Source organism: Mesorhizobium sp. WSM4836, from assembly GCF_055811815.1.
The window spans coordinates 122,422-143,663 of record NZ_JBVVQF010000018.1; the positions used below are offsets into that span (position 1 = coordinate 122,422).

A 21,242-nucleotide genomic window follows, 5' to 3' on the forward strand; every position below is an offset into this window, starting at 1 on the left:
CAGGACATCATGAATTCGAGACCCTCGATCGCCTTCGCCAAATTCGCCGCGCCCAAAAAGGGCAGCGTTTTCGTTCTGGCGGCCGACGAGGGCGGCCTCGGCGATGCCGCCACGGCTTGCGATCCGGCAAAGACCCTCGAGCGGGCTTTTCCGGTCGCCGACTTCACCGGCAAATTCGCCAGCATGGTCGAAGTGCTGGCACCGGAAGGGACATCGCTCGAGCGGCTGGTGGCGGTCGGTGCCGGCAAGGGCTCCAATCTCGATGATTACGGTTGGCTGAAGCTCGGCGGCACGATTGCCGCGTCCTTTCGCAAGGCAACCGAAGTGGCCGTCGTGCTCGATCTTCCCGGCGCCACCGTCAGCGGCAGGCAAGCCGTTCAGCTTGCAGCAGGCATCCTGCTGCGCAGCTATTCTTTCGACAAGTATAAGACCAAAAAGAACAATGGTGACGACAAGCGCGAGCCAAAAAAGCCGGTCAAGGTGACTATTCACACCGCCGATCCGGCAGCTGCAAAGAAGGCCTTCGCCGATGAAGCGGCGGTGATCGACGGCGTCTTGTTGGCGCGCGATTTGGTCAATGAACCGGCCAATGTTTTGGGACCGGTGGAATTCGCCGCCCGCATCGCCGAACTGGAGGCGCTCGGCGTCACGGTCGAGATCCTGGCCGAGAAGGAAATGAAGAAGTTAGGCATGGGCTCGCTGCTGGGCGTAGCGCAGGGCTCGCCGCGCGGCGCCCGCATCGCGGTCATGCGGTGGGACGGCGGCAAGGCCAAGGAAAGCCCGGTCGCCTTCGTCGGCAAGGGCGTCACCTTCGACACCGGCGGCAATTCGATCAAGCCGGCCTCCGGGATGGAGGACATGAAGGGCGACATGGGCGGCGCTGCTGCCGTCACCGGGCTGATGCACGCGCTGGCCGCGCGTAAGGCGAAGGTCAATGTCGTTGGCATCGTCGGGCTGGTCGAAAACGCCGTCGACGGCCACGCTCAGCGACCCGGGGACATCGTCACCTCAATGTCGGGCCAGACCATCGAAGTGCTCAATACCGACGCCGAGGGCCGCCTGGTGCTGGCCGATGCGCTGTGGTACTGCAACGACCGCTTCCAGCCCAAATTCATGATCAATCTGGCGACCCTGACCGGCGCCATCATGGTCGCGCTCGGCCAGCATTATGCCGGCCTGTTCTCCAACAATGACGAGTTGGCGGACCGGCTGACGGCGGCCGGACAGGCGACGCAGGAGCGGGTGTGGCGTATGCCGCTCGGCGCCGAATACGACAAGCTGATCGATTCCAAGAATGCTGACATGAAGAACATCGGCGGCCGCCATGGCGGCGCCATCATCGCCGCGCAGTTCCTGCAGCGCTTCGTCAAGGACACGCCCTGGGCGCATCTCGACATTGCCGGCACCGCGATCGGCGCGCCCTCCAACGAGATCAACCAGTCATGGGCTTCCGGCTTCGGCGTCAGGCTGCTCGACCGGCTGCTGCGCGATCATTACGAGCAATGAGCGGCTGCGGCGGGACTTCGACAATGTAGACTGAACGCATGGCCGAGATTCTGTTTTATCACCTGACCGAATCGACGCTGGAGGATGCGCTGCCCGGCCTTCTGGAGCGCAGCATCGATCGCGGTTGGCGCGCCGTGGTGCAGACCGGCACCGAGGAGCGGCGCGACGCGCTGGACCAGCATCTGTGGACTTTCCGGGACGATTCGTTCCTGGCCCACGCGACGGATCGCGAAGCCCATTCCGCTGAGCAGCCGGTGCTTCTGACCGTCGGCCATGACAATCCGAACCAGGCGCAGATACGCTTCCTGGTCGATGGGGCGGTGCCGCCGGAGCTTGGGGGCTACCAGCGCGCCGTGTTCCTGTTCGACGGCCACGATGCAGCCCAGCTAGAGGCGGCACGCACGCACTGGAAGACTATGAAGGAGGCCGGCCACACCGTGACCTACTGGCAGCAAACGCCCGACCGGCGCTGGGAGCGCAAGGCTTAGAACATTTGCAGCCAAGTGGAATCATTGGCGCCGCAAGAGCGCGACGACAAAAAGATGGACCGCCGGCTATCCAGAAGATCTGAGCAAGCCCGATGCCGCCCGATGAACGAACTCCAGGCATGTCGATAAATGCGGCACTTGTTCGCCGGCTGATTGCCGCGCAGTTCCCCGAATGGGCGGACCTGCCGGTAGAGCCGGTCGAGCCTGGCGGCTGGGACAACCGCACGTTTCGGCTGGGCGATCGCATGTCGGTGCGGCTGCCGAGCGCTGCCGCCTATGTTGCCCAAGTCGAGAAGGAGCATCGCTGGCTGCCCCGCCTGGCGCCTCATCTGCCTCTACCGATACCCGTGCCGCTGGCCAAAGGCGCGCCCGGGGAAGGCTATCCATGGCCTTGGTCCGTCTATCGCTGGCTTGGCGGCAGTCCGGCGGCTGGTGAACTGATTGCCGATCTCAGTGAGTTCGCCCGTTCGCTGGCCGGCTTTCTGGTTGCGCTCTACCGGATCGACGCTGCCGATGGGCCACCGGCAGGGCAGCATAATTTCCACCGCGGTGGCCGGCTTTCGGTCTACGACGCCGAGATCCGAGCCGCGCTCTCGGCGCTCGGCGGCCGCATCGACGAGGCCGCGGCCGAGGCGGTGTGGGCGACGGCCCTTGCCTCGCGATGGCAAAGGCCGCCGGTCTGGGTCCATGGCGACGTCGCCTCGGGCAATCTGCTCGTCGAAGATGGCAAGCTCTGCGCGGTCGTCGATTTCGGCAGTTCGGCTATCGGCGATCCTGCCTGTGACCTGGTGATCGCGTGGACGGAATTTTACGACGAGAGCCGCCAGGCGTTCCGCGACGCCATCGCCCTTGACGAGCACAGCTGGGCGCGCGCTCGCGGCTGGGCGTTGTGGAAGGCGCTGATCGTCGCTTCGGGTTATGACGGCAACCAGCGCGAGGCGGAAAAATCCTGGGGGGTCATCAACGAGGTGCTGGCGGATCACGCAAACGGTCGGAGCGGGATGGCTAATTCAGTTTGAACGCATCCCGCTTTGATAAAAACGAAAGCATTACTGCCCGCCCATCTCCTTTTTGAATGTATCGAAATCGACCTGCATGCCGTTGAAGATGGTGCTCCAATGGCGGGTCAGCGCTGAAACGGCGACCGCCTCCTGGATCTCCTCGTCGGTGGCGCCGGCGCGCTTGGCGTCCTCTGTGTCCGACCAGATGCAGTAGTTGCACGGGATCTGCGCTCCCACCGCCAGCGAGATCAGCGACTTGACCTTCGGCGGCAGCGCCGTCTTGTCGCTGAGCTGGATGGCCTTGACCTCGGCCCATGCACCGGGCAGACCGGCTTTCGGGAACTGCTTTAGGAAGCCGGGAATCCCGCCCATGGTCGACTGGATGTCCTTGACGGTTGCCTCATACTCATCGGCATAAGAAGGGGCTGCAGCCAGCGTCAGCACACAGGCGGCGGCGAGCAGGCAGGCATGGCGGATGGAAGAATGCTTTGATGAACGAGTACGATACACAGGCATCATGTTCTCCTCTGGTCTTTGTTAGCCTTACGATGTAAGGTAATATCGAAAATGAACCTTACAGTGTAAGTTGTCAAGCAGCGCCATGGACACATCGATCAAAAAAAAGCGACCGCGCGGCCGGCTGTCTCGCGAGATGATCGAGGATGCCGCTTTGAAGGTGATCGAGAGCGAGGGCCTCGCCGGTTTTTCGATGCGCAAGCTGGCGACTGCACTCGGCTGCGAGGCCATGAGCATCTACCACCACTTTCCTTCGGCGGCACATCTCTTCGAAGCCTTGGTGGATCGGCTGATAGGCTCCCTCGAAATGCCCGACGCGGATTTGCCCTGGCGGCAAAGATTGCGCAGCGCCGTGCAGGATTTCCGCCGCGTCGCGCGTGAGCACCCGGCCTTCGCCAGCTTCTTCGTCACCTACCGGATGAACTCGCCGACCTGCCTTGCGTGGCTGAACGGCATCCTCGGCCTGTTCGAGGCCGGCGGCTTCGGACCGGAACTTGGTGCGCGGCTGTTCCGCACCGCCGGCTATTATCTGATGGGTGCCATCCTCGACGAGACTGCCGGCTATTCGAAGGGGCCTTCGGCCGTGACCACCGTCAGCGACGAGCAACTGGCGCGGGATTTTCCAAAAGTAGCTGCGGCCGGGCGTTATTTCGGCACCGCCGAATTCGACCGGACGTTTGACCTCGGCCTTGACATGCTCCTCGACGAAATGGAGCGCGCCCGCGACGGCACCACCACGCCGAACACCGGGTCTTGACCTCATGCGCTCTCTGTTCGCCCTGATTCTGCTCATCGGTACCGGCATCGGCGTCGTCTATCCCTGGGCGATGACCAATTTCTCCGGCCGCGAGATCGGCACCTGGCGGGTTTACGACCAAGGCCGGTTCAAGCCGGTGACGGTGCCCTTGAGCGCACGCGACGGGCCGCTACGCGTGCTGGTCGATCTTACGGCGAGAGCCGAGCGTATTGCCTCGCAGCAGCGCACCGTGTTGACCCTCACTGCCGGCACCGGCGGCAGGACGGTGCTCGCCTCGACGCTGCAGTTCAATCACTCCGACAATCCGCGCCAGGTCAGTCCGCAGTTGCCGGACAGGATCTTTCGCGACGAGGCCGGCCTGATCCCGACCGTTACCCCCGGTTCCTACATCTTCACCGTCGGTCCGGGCGACGCAGAGGGCATTCCGGTGCGGGCCGTCGATCTCGTCCTGCGCTCGGCTGCCGGCGAGGTCGACCGCCGGGCGCGCCCGGTCGGTTTTTCCCTGATGGCGGCCGGCCTGGTCGGGCTGGTGCTGGCATTCCGTTTCGGCGGGCGCCGGCCGGAAAATCCGAACTCGCAGCCGCCGCCGCGCTGGGGTAGGGGCTCCAATTGAACTATCGCCACGCCTACCATGCCGGGAACTTCGCCGATGTCGTCAAGCATGTCGTGCTCAGCCGGCTGATCGAATATCTGAAGCAGAAGGACAAGGCGTTTCGGGTCATCGACACCCATGCCGGGATCGGCCGTTACGATCTGTCCTCGACCGAAGCGCAAAAGACCGGCGAATGGCAAGGCGGCATCGGCCGGCTGGTCGATGCGGCCCTCGATGCGCCGGCGGCAGCACTGCTGGCGCCGTATCTTGAAGCTGTCCGTTCGCTCAATCCGGACGGCGGCGTCAAAAAATACCCAGGTTCGCCGCTGATCGCCCGGCACCTGATGCGCAAGCGGGACCGGCTGTCGGTGGTCGAACTGCACCCTAAGGATGCTGCCCGGCTGAAGGCGCTGTTCGACGGCGACTTCCAGACCCGGGTGATCGAGCTCGACGGCTGGCTGGCGCTCGGCGCGCATCTGCCGCCAAAGGAAAAGCGCGGCCTCGTGCTCATCGATCCGCCCTTCGAGGAAGAGGGTGAGTTCGGTCGCTTGGTCGAAGGGCTGCAAAGAGCCCATCGGCGCTGGCCGGGAGGGATTTACGCGCTGTGGTATCCGCTCAAGGACCGCAGGGCGGTCGCCGCCTTCCGCAAGGCGCTGAAGCACACGGGCATTCCCAAGCTGCTCGATATCGGCTTTGAGATCAGGCCGGCCTCCGTCGAGCCGAGCCTCGACGGCTGCGGCGTGGTGGTGGTCAATCCGCCCTTCACGCTGGAGGGCGAGTTACGGACGCTGCTGGCGGCGCTGCACCGGCTGCTTGCGGCCGAGCAGCCGTCGCATTGGACGCTGGACTGGCTGGCGGGAGAGTAGGTTGAGGTGCGGCCCTGCCTTTTTGTCAGCGCAACCATCGTCACCGCAACTATGGCCGCTACAACCGCTTGACCGGGCGTCAGCGAATCCGCACAGTGCGCGCAGTCGACCTTGAGAGGCTGCCATGACTCGCTTCGCCCAATCCGCCCTTGCCGCACTGCTTGCCCTTTGCACGCCGCTGGCCGCGCCTCTTGGCGTCACCCAGGCAGTCCAGGCGGCCGACCTTGCAATCTATACCGACGAGGATAGCGGCGTCTGCGGCGAGGCCTGGGTCCTGAACAAGATCACCGACCGCTTCTCCTATCAGGTGCATCACGTGCCGCATCTGCCCGATGTGCAGATCGTCGACTTCCAGCGTATCCACCAGCATCGTTATCTGCCGGCCGACGACATCTGGCCGATCGGCCGCCGATATTGCGGCGCCACCGTCAGCCTCTCCGACGGCCGCGCCCGCACCATCTGGTACCTGATCGAAGAAGGTCAGGGCTTTGCCTCGATCGGCGACAATGTCGAATTCTGCGTCTCGGGCTTCGACCGCTGGATGGTCTACAACGGCCGCTGCCGCGTCCTGCGCTGATCGCGCTCTCGCTGATTCCGACGTTTTAACACTGGCCACCTGATGGACCGTCACCGTTTCCACGCGGCGCGGCATGCGCGGGAAGCGCGATCTGCTGTCACGAGTCTGCGGGAAACAGAACTACATGGATTCGCTTGTCTACGTTGTTGTTCTCGGCGCGGTCGTTGCAGGCTTCGTCCAGGGGCTGTCCGGGTTCGCGTTCAGCCTGGTTGCCATGTCGTTTTGGGTTTGGACCGTGGAGCCCCAGCTTGCTGCTGCCATGGCGGTCTTTGGGGCGCTCACCGGTCAGATCATCGCCGCCATCACCGTCCGCCGGGGTTTCGACCTCAAGCTTCTGCTGCCCTTCCTGATCGGCGGGACCATAGGGATTCCGGTCGGTGTCGCCATCCTGCCCTTGCTGGATGTGCAGTTGTTCAAGCTGGTCTTCGGCGCGCTGCTGGTCGTTTGGTGTCCCACGATGCTCTTTGCGCGTCGCCTCCCTCCCATCACGGTCGGGGGTCCTGTTGCAGACGGTGCAATAGGTCTGGTCGGCGGCATCATGGGTGGACTTGGCGGCTTCACCGGCCCGGTTCCAACGCTGTGGTGCGTGCTGCGCCAATGGGAAAAGGACAGGCAGCGCATTGTCATCCAGAATTTCAACCTTGTGACCCTCTCCATGACGATGGCCGCCTATCTTGCGGCCGGAAAGATCAAGCTCGAAATGCTGCCGATGTTTGCCATCGTCGCGCCGGCGATGTTGATACCGACACTACTTGGAGCGAGACTCTACGTCGGCGTTAGCGAGGCGACTTTTCGAAAGATCGTCCTCACGCTCTTGGCCGCATCAGGTGCAGCATTGCTGGCTTCGGCCTTGCCGCATCTCATGAGCCGGGTTTGAGTCCGACGTCCAGAAATCCCCGACTTCCGCGTCCCTGCGCTATCGACCGTTGCGGCCCGCGCCCGATAGGTAGGCGCAGATCAGTTCGATGAGTTGCTTTTGCAGCTCCGGCGCGGCGAGCATGTTCCGGCGTGCCGCGTTGTGGATCACACCTTCGATCGCCGACGACAGCACGCGCGCCACGGTCTCCGTGTCGGCGCCTTTCCTTGGCTTGCGATAAGTGGCGACAGCAGTCGCATAGTGATTGAGGTATTGTGCCTGGAACGAAGCATGGGCGGCCCTGGAGCCGCGATCGCCCGGCGCCTCGTCGAGCAGCACCTGGTGTAGTGTCGGGTGAATGCTGTGCGCCGCGATCATGCCGCGCACCAGCTCCTGCGCGAATTTCCTGAGCGGCTTTTGGTCTTCCGCCGAATCGCGAATGACCGACAGCACATGATCGAAGTGACGGTGCCGGACGGCTGCGAGCAGCGAAAGCTTGTCGGGAAAATACTGGTAGAGCGTGCCGATGCTCACACCTGCCGTCTCGGCCACCTTGTTGGTGGTGAAGCCGGCCCAGCCCAGCCCGCTCAGAACATGAGCCGCCGCCTCGATGATCGCCTCGACGGTTGCCCTGGAACGCGCCTGGCGCGGCTGCTTGCGCATGCGCGGATCCGGTTTTGCAATGCGAGTAGACACGCCCCGCCCATTCTCCTGAAAATATAAACAACATACTCGTATTTCAGAAAAAGGACACCAAGCCTCGGCGCTCTCGTCGATTGTTTTGCAAGCCGTCTCATCGCAAGGGCCCTGCAAAGCCGTTGTATTCGTGTGCACCGATAGCGACGAAGATGCTGGTATTACTAGTAAAATTCTGACCGCGGTTGTACTTCGCTGCGGCTGCCGCCGCAGTGAAGAAGGGTGCATCCTGCTCTCCGACACGCCGTCGTCGCGCGATATCCTGTCCTTCAGAAATGCGAGCTATCTACTTATTTTCATCGCGCCGTGCAAGATAGTGCAGCGGCGTGTTCGTCGCGTTGCTTCCTACTTACCTGTAGTTTATCGTTTCGGACAAGACGAGGCGGGCGACCGCCTTCGCTCTTGACAATGTTCGTGCTGAGCGTTGGGCGTTGAAGCGCAAAGCTGGTCGAAAAGGTCCTGAGCTTGACGAGAAGACCGGTCGAGATAGAGCGACCAGAATTTCTGTCGCAGAACTTCGCTGCGGGACACAAAGATTCGCAGCCGATTCTTGCGCCGATAAAATGGTCGCGCGCTCGCTGTAACGGAAACTTAAGCTGCAAAAATCATTCTAATGCTTCGCTGGCTAGCAAGCCGCGAGTCAGATATGCAATGCGCGCCGGGTCAATAACGGCCGTCGGCACAACGGAAGGGGCATGATATGGCTAAGCAGTCATCCAAAGCGCCGGCATCCAAGGCACCGGCAAAGTCACCGGCAAAGAAAGCACCAGCAAAAGCGGCCGCGGCAAAGGCCGCAACTGCTGTGAAGAAAGCAGCACCCGCTGCCAAAGCGAAGGCAGCCGCCCCTAAGGCAAAAGCAGCGCCGGCCAAAAAGCCGGCCGCCAAGGCCACGGCAAAACCGGCCGTGAAGAAAGCAGCACCTGCCAAGGCAAAAGCAGCACCGGCCAAGGCTGCACCGGTAAAGAAGGCGGCACCGGCCAAGAAGCCGGCTGCAAAGGCCGCGGCGAAGCCCGCTGCGAAGAAGGCAGCACCGGCAAAGGCCGCCGCCGCGAAATCGGCTGCAGCAGTAAAGAAAGCAGCGCCCGCGGCCAAGCCGAAGGCAGCGCCCGCAAAGGCGAAGGCCAAGAAGTAGTCGCCGCCCTGCTGCCGCCGGGGATAGTACTCAAGACGGCCAGGGCGGAATGCCCGACAGGCGCCTCGCTTGCTGGTGACATCGGGCAGGACAAGAAGGAGGCGGGAGGAAGACGTCTTTTCGCAGCTCCCAGGACTTCGCCATGCGGCGAAGTCCGGTGGATCTTCTTGGCTGCCAAAGACCAAGCTTCGATGCAAGGCCGAGTTTGGAGCTGATCGGATTTGGATTGTCCCACCTGCTCGCGTCCGCCGCCGCACTGCGGCCCATCGCATCCAGATTGATGTCGAGACGATGGTTGCACGCTGGCGGCGCGGTTTCCGCCTCTGGCCGTTGATGAACCCTGCATGATCGGTCAACAGTGCCCACGCACGAGCCGCTGTCGGAATCGATTTTCGGTGAGGGTCATGCGCGAAGTCACAATGCTACCGCGTCCTTCTGCGCGTCCAACAGGGCATACGGAACTCTAGCCGGCAAACAGGAATCGACAATGCCCAGACTGCTCTACGCGTCAACTTCTCCCTACAGTTCCAAGGTGCGCATGGCAGCACTTCATGCCGGCATTGCGGTCGAGCTCGTGCCGATAAAGACCGAGGAAAGGCCGGCCGAACTGATCGGCGCCAATCCGCTCGGCAAGATCCCGGTCCTGGTGCTCGATGACGGCCGCTCGGTCCAGGACAGCCGCGCCATCACCCAGCATCTCAACCGGATATCGAAGAACGCATTGTTTCCGCGTAATTCCGACAAGCGCCTTGAGGCGGAGGTGCTGGAGGCATTGGCCGACGGCATCTGCGACTGCGCACTGTCGATGGTCTATGAGCGCCGCACGCGGCCGGAAGAGATGGTCTACCAGCCTTGGCTCGAGCGCCAGTGGACGAAGGTTTCGGCCGCGCTCGATCTGCTCAACGCCAACCCGCCGAAGCTGCCGAAGAAAATCACCGTCGGCCAGATCGCGCTGCGCGCCTGCCTCGGCTATCTCTCGCTGCGCTTCGCCGGAAAATGGGAAAAGGGCCGCGGCCGGCTGACGCGCTGGGCGGCACGCTTCGACGAGAAGTTCCCGGAGCTGAAGCCCGCCATCCCGGCTTGAGGGCAAGCGGTCTCAACCGGTGCCACAAAAAAAGCCGGGCGCGAGGCCCGGCTTTTTCGTGTCGTGGCTTGGACGACTTAGAACTTCATACCGACGCCGAAAGTGACGCGATTGTCGGTCGACTTGACCTTGCCGATACCGTCGAAGTCCTTGCTGCCGAAGTCCGTGTAGCGGTACTCGACACGGCCGAACACATTGTCGGTGATCTTGATGTCGGTACCGACGCCGGCTGTCCAGCCAAACTGGGTGTTGGTGTCGCTGAAGCCGGCGGCTTCTATCTTCTGGTTCTTCAGCGCGCCACCGGCGGTGCCGTAGAGCAGGATTTCCGGGGTGACAGCGTAGCCGAGGCGGGCACGCAGCGAACCCTCGAAGCCACCCTTGGCCTCAATGCCGGCATCGTCGCCCTTGACGCCGTTGTAGCCGATATCGGCTTCGGCACCGTAGACGAAGTTCTCCTGCTGCCAGTTATAGCCGCCGAAGACGCCGCCGACAAAACCATTGGTGTCGACGTCGACACCAATGTCTTTGGCTTTGGCGTGGCCGCTGAAGCCGTAACCGACGCTCACACCGGCATAGGGACCGGCCCAGGACGCCACCGGAAGTTCTGCAATCGGGGCGGGTGCCGGCGGCTCTTCCTGAACCACGTCCGCGGCATAGGCGGTTCCGCCGAGGGCGAACAGCCCAAACGCCACCGCGAGCGGTCGCGCAAATTTGAGATTGGCTTGCATTGTTCTTTACTCCTTAAGCCACAGGACACAGGCTTGTTTTTCATGAGCGCCCTCAACCCGTCCGGGGGATGAAACGGATCCGGCGTTCAACGGTTGCAAATGTCGTGTCGAAATGCGGCTGAAGCGAACCTGAACTTGGGTCATTCCCTGGCACGAATGAGGCAGAACCTTGACGTTGCATCTTCGCAACAGCGAATGTCAGCAGGTTCGCCGTGCTGCACTGCACACGGCTTGGTGTAAGGGCTCCAGCGCCCTATATTGCTGTCGGGCCGGCCCGAATTCCGGCCGAGCCAGAACGCCCACCGGGCCACTTTGCCACAATCCTGCCCCAGGTGGAAATGGTATTTAACGCTTGGCGGGCCATAATTTGCCGGCGCGATCTCGGCAGGGATCTCGGCAGGTCGGAATCGGCATCGGACTAAGGATTGACAGATGAGCAAGGTCGCCACGACGGCACTGGTGACGGGCGGGGCGAAGCGGATCGGCAGGGCGATCGTCGAGGATCTTGCCGCGCATGGTTTTGCCGTCGCCATCCACTGCAATCGCTCGCTGGCCGAGGCGGAGGCACTGGCGGCCGAAATCAACAGTGGTCATTTTGGTCGACATGGCCGGGCCGCCGTGCTTGCTGCCGACCTGACCGACATGGACGCCGTCGGCGACCTAGTCGGCCGCGCGGCGGCGGCACTCGGGCCGGTGTCGCTGCTGGTCAACAACGCCTCGCTGTTCGAGCACGACAGCGTTGAGGATTTCGACTGGCCGGCCTGGGATCGCCATTTCGCCGTGCATGTCAAGACGCCGGCGCTGTTGGCGCAGACTTTCGCCCGGGCCTTGCCGCAGAACAGTGAGGGGCTGATCGTCAACATGATCGATCAGCGCGTCTGGCGGCCGACACCGCGTTATTTCTCCTATGCGCTGTCGAAGTCGACCTTGTGGGCAGCGACCGAGATGATGGCGCAGGCGCTGGGTCCCCGCATCCGTGTCAACGCCATTGGTCCTGGCCCGACCTTGAAGAACACGCGCCAGCACGACAGCGATTTCGATGCCCAGATTGCCGGCCTGATCCTGAAACGCGGCCCGGAATTGCCGGAATTCGGTGCCACTATCCGTTATCTCTGGGCGGCACGCTCGGTCACCGGCCAGATGATCGCGCTTGACGGCGGCCAGCATCTTGCATGGCAGACGCCCGATGTGACAGGCATGACGGAATGACCCCCATGGACCAGAAACAAAAAACGCGCGGCGGCGCCGACGACCTGCCGCCCGAAATCGACCTCGAGGACGAGGCGGCCGAGGAGGTCGTCGAACCTGCAGCCAGCGGTCCGGACGTTACCTTCACCGCCATCGACTGGACCCCGCATGCCGGCGACGCCGACGGCATGGTCGGCGCCGAGGTGATCCAGACGCTGGTCAAGCGGCTGCCCAATGCGCCCGGCGTCTACCGCATGATGAATGCCGCCGGCGACGTGCTCTATGTCGGCAAGGCACGCAGCCTGAAGAAGCGGGTCACCAGCTACGCGCAAGGCCGGTTCCACACCAGCCGGATCGGCCGCATGGTGCGCGAGACGTCGACGATGGAGTTCGTCGTCACCCGCACCGAGATCGAAGCGCTGCTGCTTGAAGCCAACCTCATCAAGCGCTTGCGGCCACGCTTCAACGTGCTGATGCGCGACGACAAGTCGTTCCCCTATATCCTGTTGACCGGCGACCATGTCTCGCCCGGCATCTACAAGCATCGCGGCGCGCGCGCGCGCAAGGGCGACTATTTCGGCCCCTTCGCCTCGGCCGGCGCCGTCGGCCGCACCATCAATTCGCTGCAGCGCGCCTTCCTGCTCAGGAGCTGCACCGACTCCTTCTACGAGAACCGCACCCGGCCTTGTCTTTTGTTCCAGATCAAGCGCTGCGCCGGTCCGTGCACCGGCGAAATCCCGCACGGCGATTATGCAAGGCTTGTCTCCGAGGCGAAGGATTTTCTCTCCGGCCGCAGCCAGAAGGTGAAGACGGAGATCTCCGCTGCCATGCAGCAGGCTTCGGAGAACCTCGATTTCGAACGCGCCGCCATCTATCGCGATAGGCTGGCGGCGCTGTCGCATGTGCAGAGCCATCAAGGCATCAATCCGCAGACCGTCGACGAGGCCGACGTCTTCGCCATTCACCAGGAGGGCGGCCAGGTCTGCATCCAGGTGTTCTTCTTCCGCACCGGCCAGAACTGGGGCAACCGCGCCTATTTTCCCAAGGCCGATCCGGCGCTCGAAGCCGCGGAGGTGCTGGGGTCGTTCCTGGCGCAGTTCTACGACGACAAGCCGACGCCGCGCACCATCCTGTTGTCGCATGGCGTCGAGGATCAGGAATTGCTGGCGGAGGCGCTCTCCACCCGCGCCGGCCGCAAGGTATCGATCTCGGTGCCGCAGCGCGGCGAGAAGAAGGACCTGACCGACAACGCGCTGCAGAATGCGCGCGAAGCGCTCGGCCGGCGGCTCGCCGAAACCTCGACCCAGGCACGGCTGCTCAACGGCTTTGCCGAGACCTTCGGCCTGGAAAAGCCGCCGGTGCGCATCGAGGTCTATGACAACTCGCATATCATGGGCACCAACGCCGTCGGCGCCATGGTCGTCGCCGGGCCGGAAGGCTTTGTGAAGAACCAGTATCGAAAATTCAACATCCGCTCGACCGAGATCACGCCGGGCGACGATTTCGGCATGATGCGCGAGGTAATGCAGAGGCGCTTCTCGCGGCTGTTGAAGGAACATGGCGATGCCCCGCAAACCGGGGGCGCGGACGAGGCGAGCCCTACGGAACCGGGCGACGATATCGAGGACGCGGGCGGCTTCCCCGCCTGGCCCGACGTCATCCTCATCGACGGCGGCCAGGGCCAGATGACGGCTGTGCGCAGGATCCTCGCCGATCTCGGCATCGAGGACCGCGTCGTCGCCATCGGCATCGCCAAGGGTCAGGACCGCGATGCCGGCCGCGAACGCTTCTTCGTCAAGGACAAGGCCCCATTCTCGCTGCCCGTTCGCGACCCGGTGCTCTATTTCGTCCAGCGGCTGCGCGACGAGGTCCATCGCTTCGCCATCGGTTCGCACCGCGCCCGCCGCAAGAAGGAGATGGTCAAGAGCCCGCTCGACGAGATCAGCGGCATCGGTCCCGGCCGCAAGCGCGCGCTGCTGATGCATTTTGGTACGGCCAAGGCGGTCAGCCGTGCCGCCGTCGAGGACCTGGTCAAGGTCGACGGCATTTCCGAGCAGGTGGCGAAATTGGTCTATAATCATTTTCACGAGAGCTAAGATTTATTGCCGATATTTCGGCTGGCTAATCGATTCTGGCCTGTTGACCCCCCACATTCGCTTCTGATTTGACTAAGCAGGCAGAAAGAGTTCCCAAAATATGTCCCAGCGCGCGTTCAACCTGCCCAACATGCTCACCTACGCCCGCATCCTGGCGGTGCCGCTGGTCGTGCTGTGCTTCTTCCTGGAAGGCCATCTGAAATCGAGCGACTTCGCGCGCTGGTCGGCGCTCATCATTTTCCTGCTCGCCTCGATCACCGATTACTTCGACGGCTATCTGGCGCGCGCCTGGCAGCAGACCTCCAACATCGGCAAGATGCTCGACCCGATCGCCGACAAGCTGCTGGTCGCCACTTGCCTGCTGCTGCTTGCCGCCGACACCGACCGCCATGCCGGCATCGCCGGCTGGTCGCTATGGGCGGCGATCATCATCCTGTGCCGCGAGATCCTGGTCTCGGGCCTGCGCGAATATCTGGCGGCCCTGAAGGTCTCGGTGCCGGTGACGCAGCTCGCCAAATGGAAGACCACCATCCAGATGATCGCCATCGCCTTCCTGCTTGCCGGCCCCGCCGGCGACAAGATCTTCCCGCTGACCACCCAGACCGGGCTGGTGCTGCTGTGGATCGCCGCCCTGGTGACGCTCTACACCGGCTACGACTATTTCCGCGCCGGCCTCAAGCACATTATGGATGAATAAAATGTCGACAAAGCTCATCTATTTCGCCTGGGTGCGCGAGCGGATCGGCAGACCGGAGGAAGAGGTCGACCTGCCGGCCGGCATCGAAACGGTCGCCGACCTGTTGCGCTGGCTGAAATCGCGCGGCGAGGAATACGAGAACGCGCTGCAATATCCTGACGTCATCCGCGTCGCCATCAACCAGGAACATGTCGAGCATCGCGAGAAGATCGCCGGCGCGCGCGAGATCGCGCTGTTCCCGCCGATGACCGGTGGCTGAACCATGTCCTCGGTGGTGCCGGTCGTGCGCATCCAGGCAGAGGATTTCGACGTCGCCGCCGAGATCGCCAGGCTGACCAGGGGTCGCAACGACATAGGCGCTGTGGTGACCTTCTCCGGCCTTTGCCGCGACGAGCAAGGCAGGCTCTCGGCGCTCGAGCTCGAACATTATCCCGGCATGGCCGAAGCCGAGATATCCCGCATCGCGGGCGAGGCAATCGAGCGCTGGCCGCTGCAGGGGCTCACCGCGATCCATCGCCACGGCAAGATCGCGCCCGGCGAAAACATCGTGCTGGTGGTGGCCGCTTCCGCCCACCGGCAGGCGGCGTTCGAGGCCGCGAATTTTCTGATGGACTATTTAAAATCCCGGGCGCCGTTCTGGAAAAAAGAACACCATAGCGATGGTTCCGAGGGCGGCTGGGTCGATGCCAAGGAGGCCGACGACAAGGCCGCGAGCCGCTGGAAGCAGCCGCCGTCCGAATAAATCCCGCGCCATTCGTTGACCGCAATCCTGCGAAACCCTTAGCCGGAAGGGGAGCAGGATCATGCTGGACAGGATTGCCGAGTTCTTCATCTTCGGGCTGGTGCCGCTGGCCGTCGGCATACTTGCCCTTCCGGATCATTCCGTTGCTGCCGAAAAAACGCTCAAGGGCGAGGTGATGTATCGCGAGCGCATCGCGCTGCCGCCCAACGCCGTACTTTCGGTGCAGCTTGCCGACGTGTCGCTGGCCGACGCGCCGGCCGCAATCATCGGCGAGCGCAAGGTGGTGCCGGTCGGCCAGGTGCCGATCAAGTTCGAGATCAGCTTCGATCCGCGGGTGATCCGGCCTGATATGACCTACGCGCTGCAGGCGCGCATCACTGTCGATGACCGGCTGCTGTTCGTCACCGATACGCGCCACCAGATCGACCCGCTCAGTGACGCGCCACAGACCATCATGCTGAAAATGGCGGCGCCGGGCGACGAGCCGGCGGCAGCCTCCGTGTTCGGCCAAAGCTGGCTGGTCGAATACATCGACGGCATCGGCGTGATTGCCGGGCCGCGGGCGACCTTCCGCATCAGCGAAGCCGGCAAGGCCGGCGGCAGCGGCCCCTGCAACGTCTATTTCGCCACCGCCAGGATAGACGGCTCGACGATCGCCATCAGCGACATCGGCTCGACCTTCAAGGCCTGCGCGCCTCAGCTCATGGCCGAGGAAAAGGCGCTGTTCCAGGCGCTGGCCAAGGCGGCATCCTATCATGTCGACGCCGGCAAGCTTGTCATTGTCGACAGAAACGGCCGCGACATCCTTCGCTTCAACGCCGCGAGCTAGCGCTTAGCCCAGGCCGGTTGGTCCTCGCGGCAGCCGCATGCCAATCACGATGTGTTTCAGCGGGAATAGGCTGGGCAGCGCGCGCGTTACGTCCTCATACGTTGGCGGGTAAGGCAAAAGGGACGTTTGTCCCTTCGTTGAAGCCGCCAGAATGGCTGCGGCTCGTTCTGGCCTTAACTCAAAGGAGTCCAGACATGAAAACGCACACGCTTATCCTTGCCGCCACCGGTGCATCGCTCCTTGCCCTTACCGGGCTTGCCAAGGCGGACGACCATCTCGTCAACGCTCTTGACCACGGTCTCAAAGCGGACAGCCAACCGTTCCAGACCAACAAGGCAGGCCATAGCGGCGATCTCGCGCCAGGGCAGGGCAGCCCGTTTTCAGGTGAGGAGACCAAGACCCCGTCCACCGACACGGACGCGGCGAATGAACATGCGAACGTGAAGGAACGCCAGGCGAAATAGGCTGGCAGAACCCGCCGCTAGGGGGCGGCGGGCGACATACGTCCTACTAGCGAGGCCGCATCCACGAGGCATTCTCAATTCGTCGCAAGTTTGAATACCGTGCCGTAGTGGTAGGGCGGTATGTCGACCTGCTCGGCGAGCTTGAAACCGCTTGCTTCCACCGCCGCAGTGGTCTGTTCGGGTGACAGCCTCAGCTCGGTCTTCGGTCCGCGCGGCTCGCCGAGGACCGTGGTTTGCTCGCGCGGCTGCTGGTGCCAGTTGACGATGGCAAAACGACCGGCAGGGCCAAGCGTCGCGCGGACGGCGCGGGCAAGGCGCGGCCGGTCCGGAACGCCATGGAAAGCGTTGGCCATGAAAACGAAGTCGAGGGTTTGAGGCACCAGCCCGGCAAGCTCATAGGCATCGCCCGCCACAAACTCGCAATTGCTCACGCCGCCTTCGGTCAGCCGCCGCCTGGCGACCTCGAGCAGATCGGCATCGATGTCAATGGCGATTACATGACGGGCGACCCTGGCGAGCGGCAGCGTGAACCAGCCGTCGCCGCAGCAGAGATCGACCACATCCATGCCAGGCTTCACTCCCACCGCCGTTAACACCCCGGCGGGGTCGGGCCACAGCGCTTCCCACCAGCCGCCGGTCGGCATTTCGGTCCCCTCGAAAAAACCGGGAACGGTGTTGGTCATGGCCTGGTCGGCTCCATTCTCGGGATCGCGTTTTGATCCGCGCCATCGAACTTAACGCACCCATGACCCGTCGAGGAGCCTAGACCTGAAAGTGTCCGCTAACGAAAAAGGCCGGCATTGCGCCGGCCTTCCGGCATTGCGCCGGCCCTTTTGATGGGTTCGGGATTCGGCTCAGCCGACGATCTCGGTGTCCGAGAACCAGTATTTGATCTCCTGCGCGGCGGTTTCCGGCGCGTCGGAACCATGCACGGAATTCTCGCCGATCGACAGCGCGTGCAGCTTGCGGATGGTGCCTTCGGCGGCGCTTGCCGGATTGGTGGCGCCCATCACTTCACGGTTCTTGGCGATGGCGTTCTCGCCTTCTAGTACCTGCACGACTGTCGGGCCCGACGACATGGACTCGACCAGCTCGCCGAAGAACGGACGCTCCTTGTGGACGGCATAGAAACCTTCCGCCTCACGGCGGCTCATCCACACCCGGCGCGAAGCGACGACGCGCAGGCCGGCATCTTCCAGTATCTTGGTGATAGCGCCGGTGAGATTGCGGCGGGTCGCGTCCGGCTTGATCATGGAAAAGGTGCGTTCGAGCGCCATGGGATCGTCCTTGTGATGGAGAGTGGAATTGAGGGTGGCGGGCTCTATACAAGCCGCCCGCCGCCTTGCCAAGGGGAGGCCGGCGAGGGGGCATGCGAGGTCAGTGGGGCATGGGAGGTAAATGGAGCAGCACCGTCGGCGAAGCTGCCAGAGGAGGGGTTTGTCCCACGAACTCTCGAGACTTGGGTTTCTCGCCCCACGAAAGTGGGGAGAGGAACCCAAGCTGGAATGAAGCCGCGCCCTACAGCGCGTCGTCGTCAGCCTGACCCAACGTCGTCATAACTGCATCTCGATCGTCAGGTTGGCCGTGTCGCCAGCCCCGAGGCCTTCGCGAACCCGCACCGCGGTCTTGATCGGCAAGAGCAGGCTGCCGGATTTCTTGTCGGGAAACAGCGATGTCCGCCATCTGGTCTGGCCGATGACGGCTTCCACGCCAAGCGAGCCCCAGGGCCTTGCCATCCCCAGCATCGCCGCCTTGATCCGGGCTCCAAGCTCCGGCGGCAGCGTCACGAAATGCCAGCCGGCCTTGCCCGGATAGACCCAGATCTCGGCCTGCATGTCATAGCGAAACACTCTATGCCCTTCCTCAGGTCAAGGCCGTCACGACTGGCTTTGCCATGGTGTCTTGCTGGCAATGATGACGATCGGCGAAACCATCCCATGACGTCCACAGCCCTGCAGGGGAGGAGTCATTCTTCCCCGCAAAGAGGATGGCAGCGCCACCATTCTACTACCGCCTTGTCACGATGGACGGCCGCCGCGTTTCCCAGCCTTCCCGTTCCAGTTCCGGCACGCTGTGGTTCTCGCTGGGGTAACCGATGCAGAAGTAACCGATCAGTGTCCACTCCGGCGGCACGTCCAGGATTGTCGCCATCTCGGCCGGATCGAGGATCGAGACCCAGCCCATGCCTATTCCTTCGGCGCGCGCCGCCAGCCACATCGTGTGGACCGCCATGACAGCGGAATAGTCTATGGTGGCTGGCATGGTCAGGCGGCCGAGCCCATGCCCTTGCTCGGTTGCGCGGTCGGCGAAAACCGCAAACTGGCAGGGCGCCTCGTTCAGGCCGGCAAGCTTCAGGCGCCCATAGAGCGCGGCGCGTTCACCGCAAAAATTTGCGAGTGCCTCCGCGTTGCAGCGCTCGAAGCATGCCCTGACGGCGGCGCGGCATGCTTCGCTCTCGACGATGACGAAGCGCCAGGGCTGGCTCAATCCGACCGACGGCGCGGCGCTGGCAAGCTCGAGCAGCCGCTCCAGCGCCCCGTCCGGGAGCGGCGTCGGCTTGAACCGCCTGACGTCGCGCCGCCACAGGAAGAGATTGGCGAGCCCGGCGCGAAACTCGGCCGGGAACTCTGGGTTTGCGGTCATGGCGCGCTGCCTTTGCTGTGGTTGCCCGGTTCGCCGGACTTTCGTCTTGTTTGCTTCGATCCGGGTGCTGATGAGGCGCTTCGAGCGACACGTCGTCTACTGCATTGTCGCATTTCGCCGGGCGGCAATTCTAATGCATGTCGCGCAAAAGCGTGCAGCGGTTTTGCGATAACGACATGCATAAACACAAGAACCTGTAACGCGTCGCATGAGGCCGGTCGAAAGCGACGCGTTTCAGCCGAGGCTGGACGACATTGCCGCGATCTACGCCGTTGGACCTTGACCGGCAAACAAAACCCGCCTCGGCAAGCCGGGCGGGTCGTTGGAGCCAATTAGCACCATACCGAGATTAGTAGCATAGCTGCCGGCACAAAGCAAGAACAAAATGTGGCATTGCCGATGAAATTGCCGATTTCAACTCTCAAGCGGCGATCGCTGCGGCCGCGACGGTGCGGCCGAGGCCGCCGTGCAGATCGAGGCATCGTTCGAACCATTGCGCCACGACATCGCTGTCGTCGAGCAGCCGGTAGGGCGTGGCGATGCGCGCCCATTGCAGCGCGCCGAAAACGATGTAGTCGGAAAACAGCGCCGACGGGCCGCCGATGAAGGGCTGATAGCCAAGCATCGAGCGCAGCGGCTCCAGCGAGGCGCGGAAGCTGGCGAGCCCGCCGTCGCGGGTTGCGTATACCGCCTCCAGGCTCTTGCCGAAGCGCTGCTCGCGGTTTTGCCGGAAATAGGCGGCGTTCGCCTCGTCCTGCATTGCATGCAGGTCCAGTATCGCAGCGGTGGTGACGTAGGGATGGATGGTGAGCTGCGACCAGCGTTCGATGAAGCGCGCCATCGCCTTGCCGCCGTCGCCGGAAAACAATGTCGGCCGCTCGGGATAGGTCTCCTCGAGATAGAGCGCAATGGCAAAGGAATCGGCTACCACCGTCTCGCCGTCGCGGATCACCGGAACGAGCTTCGAGACGCCGCCTTCCACTTTCGGCACTTCGAGGAAACGGGTCGGCACGCTGGAGATGTCGAGCCCTTTGTGGGCCAGCGCCATCGCCGCCTTCCAGCAATGTGGGCTGAATGGGCGGGCGGCATCGCGTCCGATAAGGTCATAGAGCAGAATGGTCATTGGCGGCAGCGTCCTTGCAGTCTAACTATGCCCGAAACAGACCCGCGCGAAACGGGGTCTCGCAGGTCGAGAGAAGAATGAAACAGCATTTCAGGATGTTTGCAGCCTACAATCAATGGGCCAATGGCCGCATCTACGATGTGGCCGCCGATCTCGATGATGAAGAGTTCGACCGCACTGTCGGTGTCTTCTTCGGTTCGATGATGGGAACGCTCAATCACCTCCTGGCTGCCGACCGTATCTGGATGAAACGCTTCACCGGCGAGGGTGACGCTCCGGCAAGGCTCGACACCATCCTGCACCGCGCCTTGCCAGGCTTGCGGCTGGCGCGCGAGGCCGAGGACAAACGCATCATCGACTGGGTCGACGGCCTGAGCGACAAGGCGCTGTCGGGCCGCTTCTCCTACATGACCGTCTCGGATATGCGCACCGTCTCCCAGCGACTGGCGCCGGCGCTCGACCACTTCTTCAACCACCAGACCCACCACCGCGGCCAGGCGCATGCGATCCTGACCATTCTGGGCAAGCCAAGCCTCGGACTGGACCTGACGATGTTCCAGCGCAGCGAGGAGGGCAGGGCTTTCGCCTAAAGTATCCGTTTTGATCAAGGGGTTTTAGGGGCCCATTTTCTCTGCGCCTTGAGGAGAGCGTTTGCGAGGAT

General features: G+C 63.1%; 26 protein-coding genes. 17 read left to right on the plus strand and 9 right to left on the minus strand.

What is annotated here, in order from left to right; translation table 11 throughout:
- The first annotated feature begins 9 nt into the window (after nucleotides 1–9).
- The 3 genes from AC0L2P_RS21065 (at nucleotide 10) to AC0L2P_RS21075 (ending at nucleotide 3,013) form a co-directional block, all read left to right on the plus strand.
- A complete protein-coding gene (locus AC0L2P_RS21065) occupies nucleotides 10–1,506 on the plus strand; it encodes a leucyl aminopeptidase (protein ID WP_473503637.1) in 1,497 nt (498 codons plus the stop codon).
- A gap of 38 nt (nucleotides 1,507–1,544) precedes the next feature.
- Nucleotides 1,545–1,994 carry a DNA polymerase III subunit chi gene (locus AC0L2P_RS21070; RefSeq protein WP_473503638.1) on the plus strand — a complete coding sequence of 150 codons (450 nt, stop codon included), beginning with the start codon at nucleotides 1,545–1,547 and terminating at the stop codon, nucleotides 1,992–1,994.
- Between the two features lie 119 nt (nucleotides 1,995–2,113).
- Nucleotides 2,114–3,013, plus strand: a complete 900-nt coding sequence (locus AC0L2P_RS21075; RefSeq protein ID WP_473503640.1) for an aminoglycoside phosphotransferase family protein — start codon at nucleotides 2,114–2,116, stop codon at nucleotides 3,011–3,013.
- A 30-nt stretch (nucleotides 3,014–3,043) separates the two neighbouring features.
- Here AC0L2P_RS21075 and AC0L2P_RS21080 read toward each other — a convergent pair whose 3' ends face one another.
- The gene (locus tag AC0L2P_RS21080; RefSeq protein WP_473503642.1) at nucleotides 3,044–3,511 is read right to left on the minus strand and encodes a carboxymuconolactone decarboxylase family protein; all 468 of its coding nucleotides are present in this window, start codon (nucleotides 3,509–3,511) and stop codon (nucleotides 3,044–3,046) included.
- 85 nt (nucleotides 3,512–3,596) lie between these two features.
- Here AC0L2P_RS21080 and AC0L2P_RS21085 point away from each other — a divergent pair, with 85 nt between their 5' ends.
- The 5 genes from AC0L2P_RS21085 to AC0L2P_RS21105 all read left to right on the plus strand — a co-directional run bounded on the left by AC0L2P_RS21085 (nucleotide 3,597) and on the right by AC0L2P_RS21105 (nucleotide 7,180).
- Entirely contained in the window at nucleotides 3,597–4,268 is a 672-nt protein-coding gene (locus AC0L2P_RS21085) for a TetR/AcrR family transcriptional regulator (RefSeq protein ID WP_473503644.1), read from the plus strand.
- A 4-nt stretch (nucleotides 4,269–4,272) separates the two neighbouring features.
- Nucleotides 4,273–4,881, plus strand: coding sequence for a hypothetical protein (locus tag AC0L2P_RS21090; protein ID WP_473503646.1), 609 nt, complete (start codon nucleotides 4,273–4,275; stop codon nucleotides 4,879–4,881).
- Nucleotides 4,878–5,726, plus strand: coding sequence for a 23S rRNA (adenine(2030)-N(6))-methyltransferase RlmJ (locus tag AC0L2P_RS21095; RefSeq protein ID WP_473503648.1), 849 nt, complete (start codon nucleotides 4,878–4,880; stop codon nucleotides 5,724–5,726). Before AC0L2P_RS21090 ends, AC0L2P_RS21095 begins: the two co-directional genes overlap by 4 nt.
- A gap of 124 nt (nucleotides 5,727–5,850) precedes the next feature.
- Nucleotides 5,851–6,303 carry a hypothetical protein gene (locus AC0L2P_RS21100; protein WP_473503650.1) on the plus strand — a complete coding sequence of 151 codons (453 nt, stop codon included), beginning with the start codon at nucleotides 5,851–5,853 and terminating at the stop codon, nucleotides 6,301–6,303.
- A gap of 124 nt (nucleotides 6,304–6,427) precedes the next feature.
- The gene (locus tag AC0L2P_RS21105; protein WP_473503652.1) at nucleotides 6,428–7,180 is read left to right on the plus strand and encodes a sulfite exporter TauE/SafE family protein; all 753 of its coding nucleotides are present in this window, start codon (nucleotides 6,428–6,430) and stop codon (nucleotides 7,178–7,180) included.
- Between the two features lie 39 nt (nucleotides 7,181–7,219).
- Here AC0L2P_RS21105 and AC0L2P_RS21110 read toward each other — a convergent pair whose 3' ends face one another.
- Complete coding sequence (locus AC0L2P_RS21110; protein ID WP_473503654.1) at nucleotides 7,220–7,855, minus strand: TetR/AcrR family transcriptional regulator; 636 nt, start codon at nucleotides 7,853–7,855, stop codon at nucleotides 7,220–7,222.
- Nucleotides 7,856–8,518: 663 nt separating this feature from the next.
- Nucleotides 8,519–9,172 (minus strand): hypothetical protein, encoded by a 654-nt coding sequence (locus AC0L2P_RS21115; protein ID WP_473503656.1) that lies wholly within the window; start codon nucleotides 9,170–9,172, stop codon nucleotides 8,519–8,521.
- Nucleotides 9,173–9,474: 302 nt separating this feature from the next.
- Here AC0L2P_RS21115 and AC0L2P_RS21120 point away from each other — a divergent pair, with 302 nt between their 5' ends.
- Entirely contained in the window at nucleotides 9,475–10,071 is a 597-nt protein-coding gene (locus AC0L2P_RS21120) for a glutathione S-transferase family protein (RefSeq protein ID WP_473503658.1), read from the plus strand.
- 77 nt (nucleotides 10,072–10,148) lie between these two features.
- Here the strand turns inward: AC0L2P_RS21120 and AC0L2P_RS21125 are convergent, their stop codons facing one another.
- On the minus strand, nucleotides 10,149–10,799 hold the full coding sequence (locus AC0L2P_RS21125; protein ID WP_473503660.1) for an outer membrane protein: 651 nt from the start codon (nucleotides 10,797–10,799) through the stop codon (nucleotides 10,149–10,151).
- Between the two features lie 432 nt (nucleotides 10,800–11,231).
- Here AC0L2P_RS21125 and AC0L2P_RS21130 point away from each other — a divergent pair, with 432 nt between their 5' ends.
- The 7 genes from AC0L2P_RS21130 (at nucleotide 11,232) to AC0L2P_RS21160 (ending at nucleotide 16,815) form a co-directional block, all read left to right on the plus strand.
- Nucleotides 11,232–12,008, plus strand: a complete 777-nt coding sequence (locus AC0L2P_RS21130) for an SDR family oxidoreductase (RefSeq protein WP_473503662.1) — start codon at nucleotides 11,232–11,234, stop codon at nucleotides 12,006–12,008.
- On the plus strand, nucleotides 12,005–14,083 hold the full coding sequence (gene uvrC / locus AC0L2P_RS21135; RefSeq protein WP_473503664.1) for an excinuclease ABC subunit UvrC: 2,079 nt from the start codon (nucleotides 12,005–12,007) through the stop codon (nucleotides 14,081–14,083). The genes AC0L2P_RS21130 and uvrC overlap by 4 nt, the downstream gene beginning before the upstream one ends.
- 100 nt (nucleotides 14,084–14,183) lie before the next feature.
- On the plus strand, nucleotides 14,184–14,780 hold the full coding sequence (gene pgsA, locus AC0L2P_RS21140) for a CDP-diacylglycerol--glycerol-3-phosphate 3-phosphatidyltransferase (protein WP_023719790.1): 597 nt from the start codon (nucleotides 14,184–14,186) through the stop codon (nucleotides 14,778–14,780).
- A 1-nt stretch (nucleotide 14,781) separates the two neighbouring features.
- Nucleotides 14,782–15,039 (plus strand): molybdopterin converting factor subunit 1, encoded by a 258-nt coding sequence (gene moaD, locus AC0L2P_RS21145; protein ID WP_473503666.1) that lies wholly within the window; start codon nucleotides 14,782–14,784, stop codon nucleotides 15,037–15,039.
- 3 nt (nucleotides 15,040–15,042) lie between these two features.
- The gene (locus AC0L2P_RS21150; RefSeq protein ID WP_473503668.1) at nucleotides 15,043–15,522 is read left to right on the plus strand and encodes a molybdenum cofactor biosynthesis protein MoaE; all 480 of its coding nucleotides are present in this window, start codon (nucleotides 15,043–15,045) and stop codon (nucleotides 15,520–15,522) included.
- A gap of 61 nt (nucleotides 15,523–15,583) precedes the next feature.
- On the plus strand, nucleotides 15,584–16,351 hold the full coding sequence (locus AC0L2P_RS21155; protein WP_473503670.1) for a YbaY family lipoprotein: 768 nt from the start codon (nucleotides 15,584–15,586) through the stop codon (nucleotides 16,349–16,351).
- Between the two features lie 194 nt (nucleotides 16,352–16,545).
- The gene (locus AC0L2P_RS21160; RefSeq protein ID WP_473503672.1) at nucleotides 16,546–16,815 is read left to right on the plus strand and encodes a hypothetical protein; all 270 of its coding nucleotides are present in this window, start codon (nucleotides 16,546–16,548) and stop codon (nucleotides 16,813–16,815) included.
- A gap of 74 nt (nucleotides 16,816–16,889) precedes the next feature.
- On the opposite strand, the gene AC0L2P_RS21165 is transcribed toward AC0L2P_RS21160, so the two are convergent.
- The 5 genes from AC0L2P_RS21165 to AC0L2P_RS21185 form a co-directional block, all read right to left on the minus strand.
- Nucleotides 16,890–17,498, minus strand: coding sequence for a class I SAM-dependent methyltransferase (locus AC0L2P_RS21165; RefSeq protein WP_473503674.1), 609 nt, complete (start codon nucleotides 17,496–17,498; stop codon nucleotides 16,890–16,892).
- A gap of 171 nt (nucleotides 17,499–17,669) precedes the next feature.
- The gene (ndk, locus tag AC0L2P_RS21170) at nucleotides 17,670–18,092 is read right to left on the minus strand and encodes a nucleoside-diphosphate kinase (protein ID WP_023677669.1); all 423 of its coding nucleotides are present in this window, start codon (nucleotides 18,090–18,092) and stop codon (nucleotides 17,670–17,672) included.
- Between the two features lie 276 nt (nucleotides 18,093–18,368).
- The gene (locus AC0L2P_RS21175) at nucleotides 18,369–18,665 is read right to left on the minus strand and encodes a DUF1905 domain-containing protein (protein ID WP_473503676.1); all 297 of its coding nucleotides are present in this window, start codon (nucleotides 18,663–18,665) and stop codon (nucleotides 18,369–18,371) included.
- Between the two features lie 157 nt (nucleotides 18,666–18,822).
- A complete protein-coding gene (gene bluB, locus AC0L2P_RS21180) occupies nucleotides 18,823–19,458 on the minus strand; it encodes a 5,6-dimethylbenzimidazole synthase (protein WP_473503678.1) in 636 nt (211 codons plus the stop codon).
- Between the two features lie 421 nt (nucleotides 19,459–19,879).
- Complete coding sequence (locus AC0L2P_RS21185) at nucleotides 19,880–20,581, minus strand: glutathione S-transferase family protein (protein ID WP_473503680.1); 702 nt, start codon at nucleotides 20,579–20,581, stop codon at nucleotides 19,880–19,882.
- Nucleotides 20,582–20,658: 77 nt separating this feature from the next.
- Between AC0L2P_RS21185 and AC0L2P_RS21190 the strand changes: the two genes are divergently transcribed.
- Nucleotides 20,659–21,171, plus strand: a complete 513-nt coding sequence (locus AC0L2P_RS21190) for a DinB family protein (RefSeq protein ID WP_473503682.1) — start codon at nucleotides 20,659–20,661, stop codon at nucleotides 21,169–21,171.
- Nucleotides 21,172–21,242 lie beyond the last annotated feature (71 nt).

What these genes read in the sequence shown, in the direction of transcription:
- bluB (WP_473503678.1), bottom strand. Translation starts at nt 19,458, where the DNA reads ATGACCGCAAACCCAGAGTTCCCGGCCGAGTTTCGCGCCGGGCTCGCC.
- AC0L2P_RS21080 (WP_473503642.1), bottom strand. Translation starts at nt 3,511, where the DNA reads ATGCCTGTGTATCGTACTCGTTCATCAAAGCATTCTTCCATCCGCCAT.
- AC0L2P_RS21065 (WP_473503637.1), top strand. Translation starts at nt 10, where the DNA reads ATGAATTCGAGACCCTCGATCGCCTTCGCCAAATTCGCCGCGCCCAAA.
- ndk (WP_023677669.1), bottom strand. Translation starts at nt 18,092, where the DNA reads ATGGCGCTCGAACGCACCTTTTCCATGATCAAGCCGGACGCGACCCGC.
- AC0L2P_RS21100 (WP_473503650.1), top strand. Translation starts at nt 5,851, where the DNA reads ATGACTCGCTTCGCCCAATCCGCCCTTGCCGCACTGCTTGCCCTTTGC.
- AC0L2P_RS21105 (WP_473503652.1), top strand. Translation starts at nt 6,428, where the DNA reads ATGGATTCGCTTGTCTACGTTGTTGTTCTCGGCGCGGTCGTTGCAGGC.
- AC0L2P_RS21150 (WP_473503668.1), top strand. Translation starts at nt 15,043, where the DNA reads ATGTCCTCGGTGGTGCCGGTCGTGCGCATCCAGGCAGAGGATTTCGAC.
- AC0L2P_RS21090 (WP_473503646.1), top strand. Translation starts at nt 4,273, where the DNA reads ATGCGCTCTCTGTTCGCCCTGATTCTGCTCATCGGTACCGGCATCGGC.
- AC0L2P_RS21130 (WP_473503662.1), top strand. Translation starts at nt 11,232, where the DNA reads ATGAGCAAGGTCGCCACGACGGCACTGGTGACGGGCGGGGCGAAGCGG.
- AC0L2P_RS21120 (WP_473503658.1), top strand. Translation starts at nt 9,475, where the DNA reads ATGCCCAGACTGCTCTACGCGTCAACTTCTCCCTACAGTTCCAAGGTG.
- AC0L2P_RS21070 (WP_473503638.1), top strand. Translation starts at nt 1,545, where the DNA reads ATGGCCGAGATTCTGTTTTATCACCTGACCGAATCGACGCTGGAGGAT.
- moaD (WP_473503666.1), top strand. Translation starts at nt 14,782, where the DNA reads ATGTCGACAAAGCTCATCTATTTCGCCTGGGTGCGCGAGCGGATCGGC.
- uvrC (WP_473503664.1), top strand. Translation starts at nt 12,005, where the DNA reads ATGACCCCCATGGACCAGAAACAAAAAACGCGCGGCGGCGCCGACGAC.
- AC0L2P_RS21125 (WP_473503660.1), bottom strand. Translation starts at nt 10,799, where the DNA reads ATGCAAGCCAATCTCAAATTTGCGCGACCGCTCGCGGTGGCGTTTGGG.
- AC0L2P_RS21075 (WP_473503640.1), top strand. Translation starts at nt 2,114, where the DNA reads ATGTCGATAAATGCGGCACTTGTTCGCCGGCTGATTGCCGCGCAGTTC.
- AC0L2P_RS21165 (WP_473503674.1), bottom strand. Translation starts at nt 17,498, where the DNA reads ATGACCAACACCGTTCCCGGTTTTTTCGAGGGGACCGAAATGCCGACC.
- pgsA (WP_023719790.1), top strand. Translation starts at nt 14,184, where the DNA reads ATGTCCCAGCGCGCGTTCAACCTGCCCAACATGCTCACCTACGCCCGC.
- AC0L2P_RS21190 (WP_473503682.1), top strand. Translation starts at nt 20,659, where the DNA reads ATGAAACAGCATTTCAGGATGTTTGCAGCCTACAATCAATGGGCCAAT.
- AC0L2P_RS21185 (WP_473503680.1), bottom strand. Translation starts at nt 20,581, where the DNA reads ATGACCATTCTGCTCTATGACCTTATCGGACGCGATGCCGCCCGCCCA.
- AC0L2P_RS21160 (WP_473503672.1), top strand. Translation starts at nt 16,546, where the DNA reads ATGAAAACGCACACGCTTATCCTTGCCGCCACCGGTGCATCGCTCCTT.
- AC0L2P_RS21085 (WP_473503644.1), top strand. Translation starts at nt 3,597, where the DNA reads ATGGACACATCGATCAAAAAAAAGCGACCGCGCGGCCGGCTGTCTCGC.
- AC0L2P_RS21155 (WP_473503670.1), top strand. Translation starts at nt 15,584, where the DNA reads ATGCTGGACAGGATTGCCGAGTTCTTCATCTTCGGGCTGGTGCCGCTG.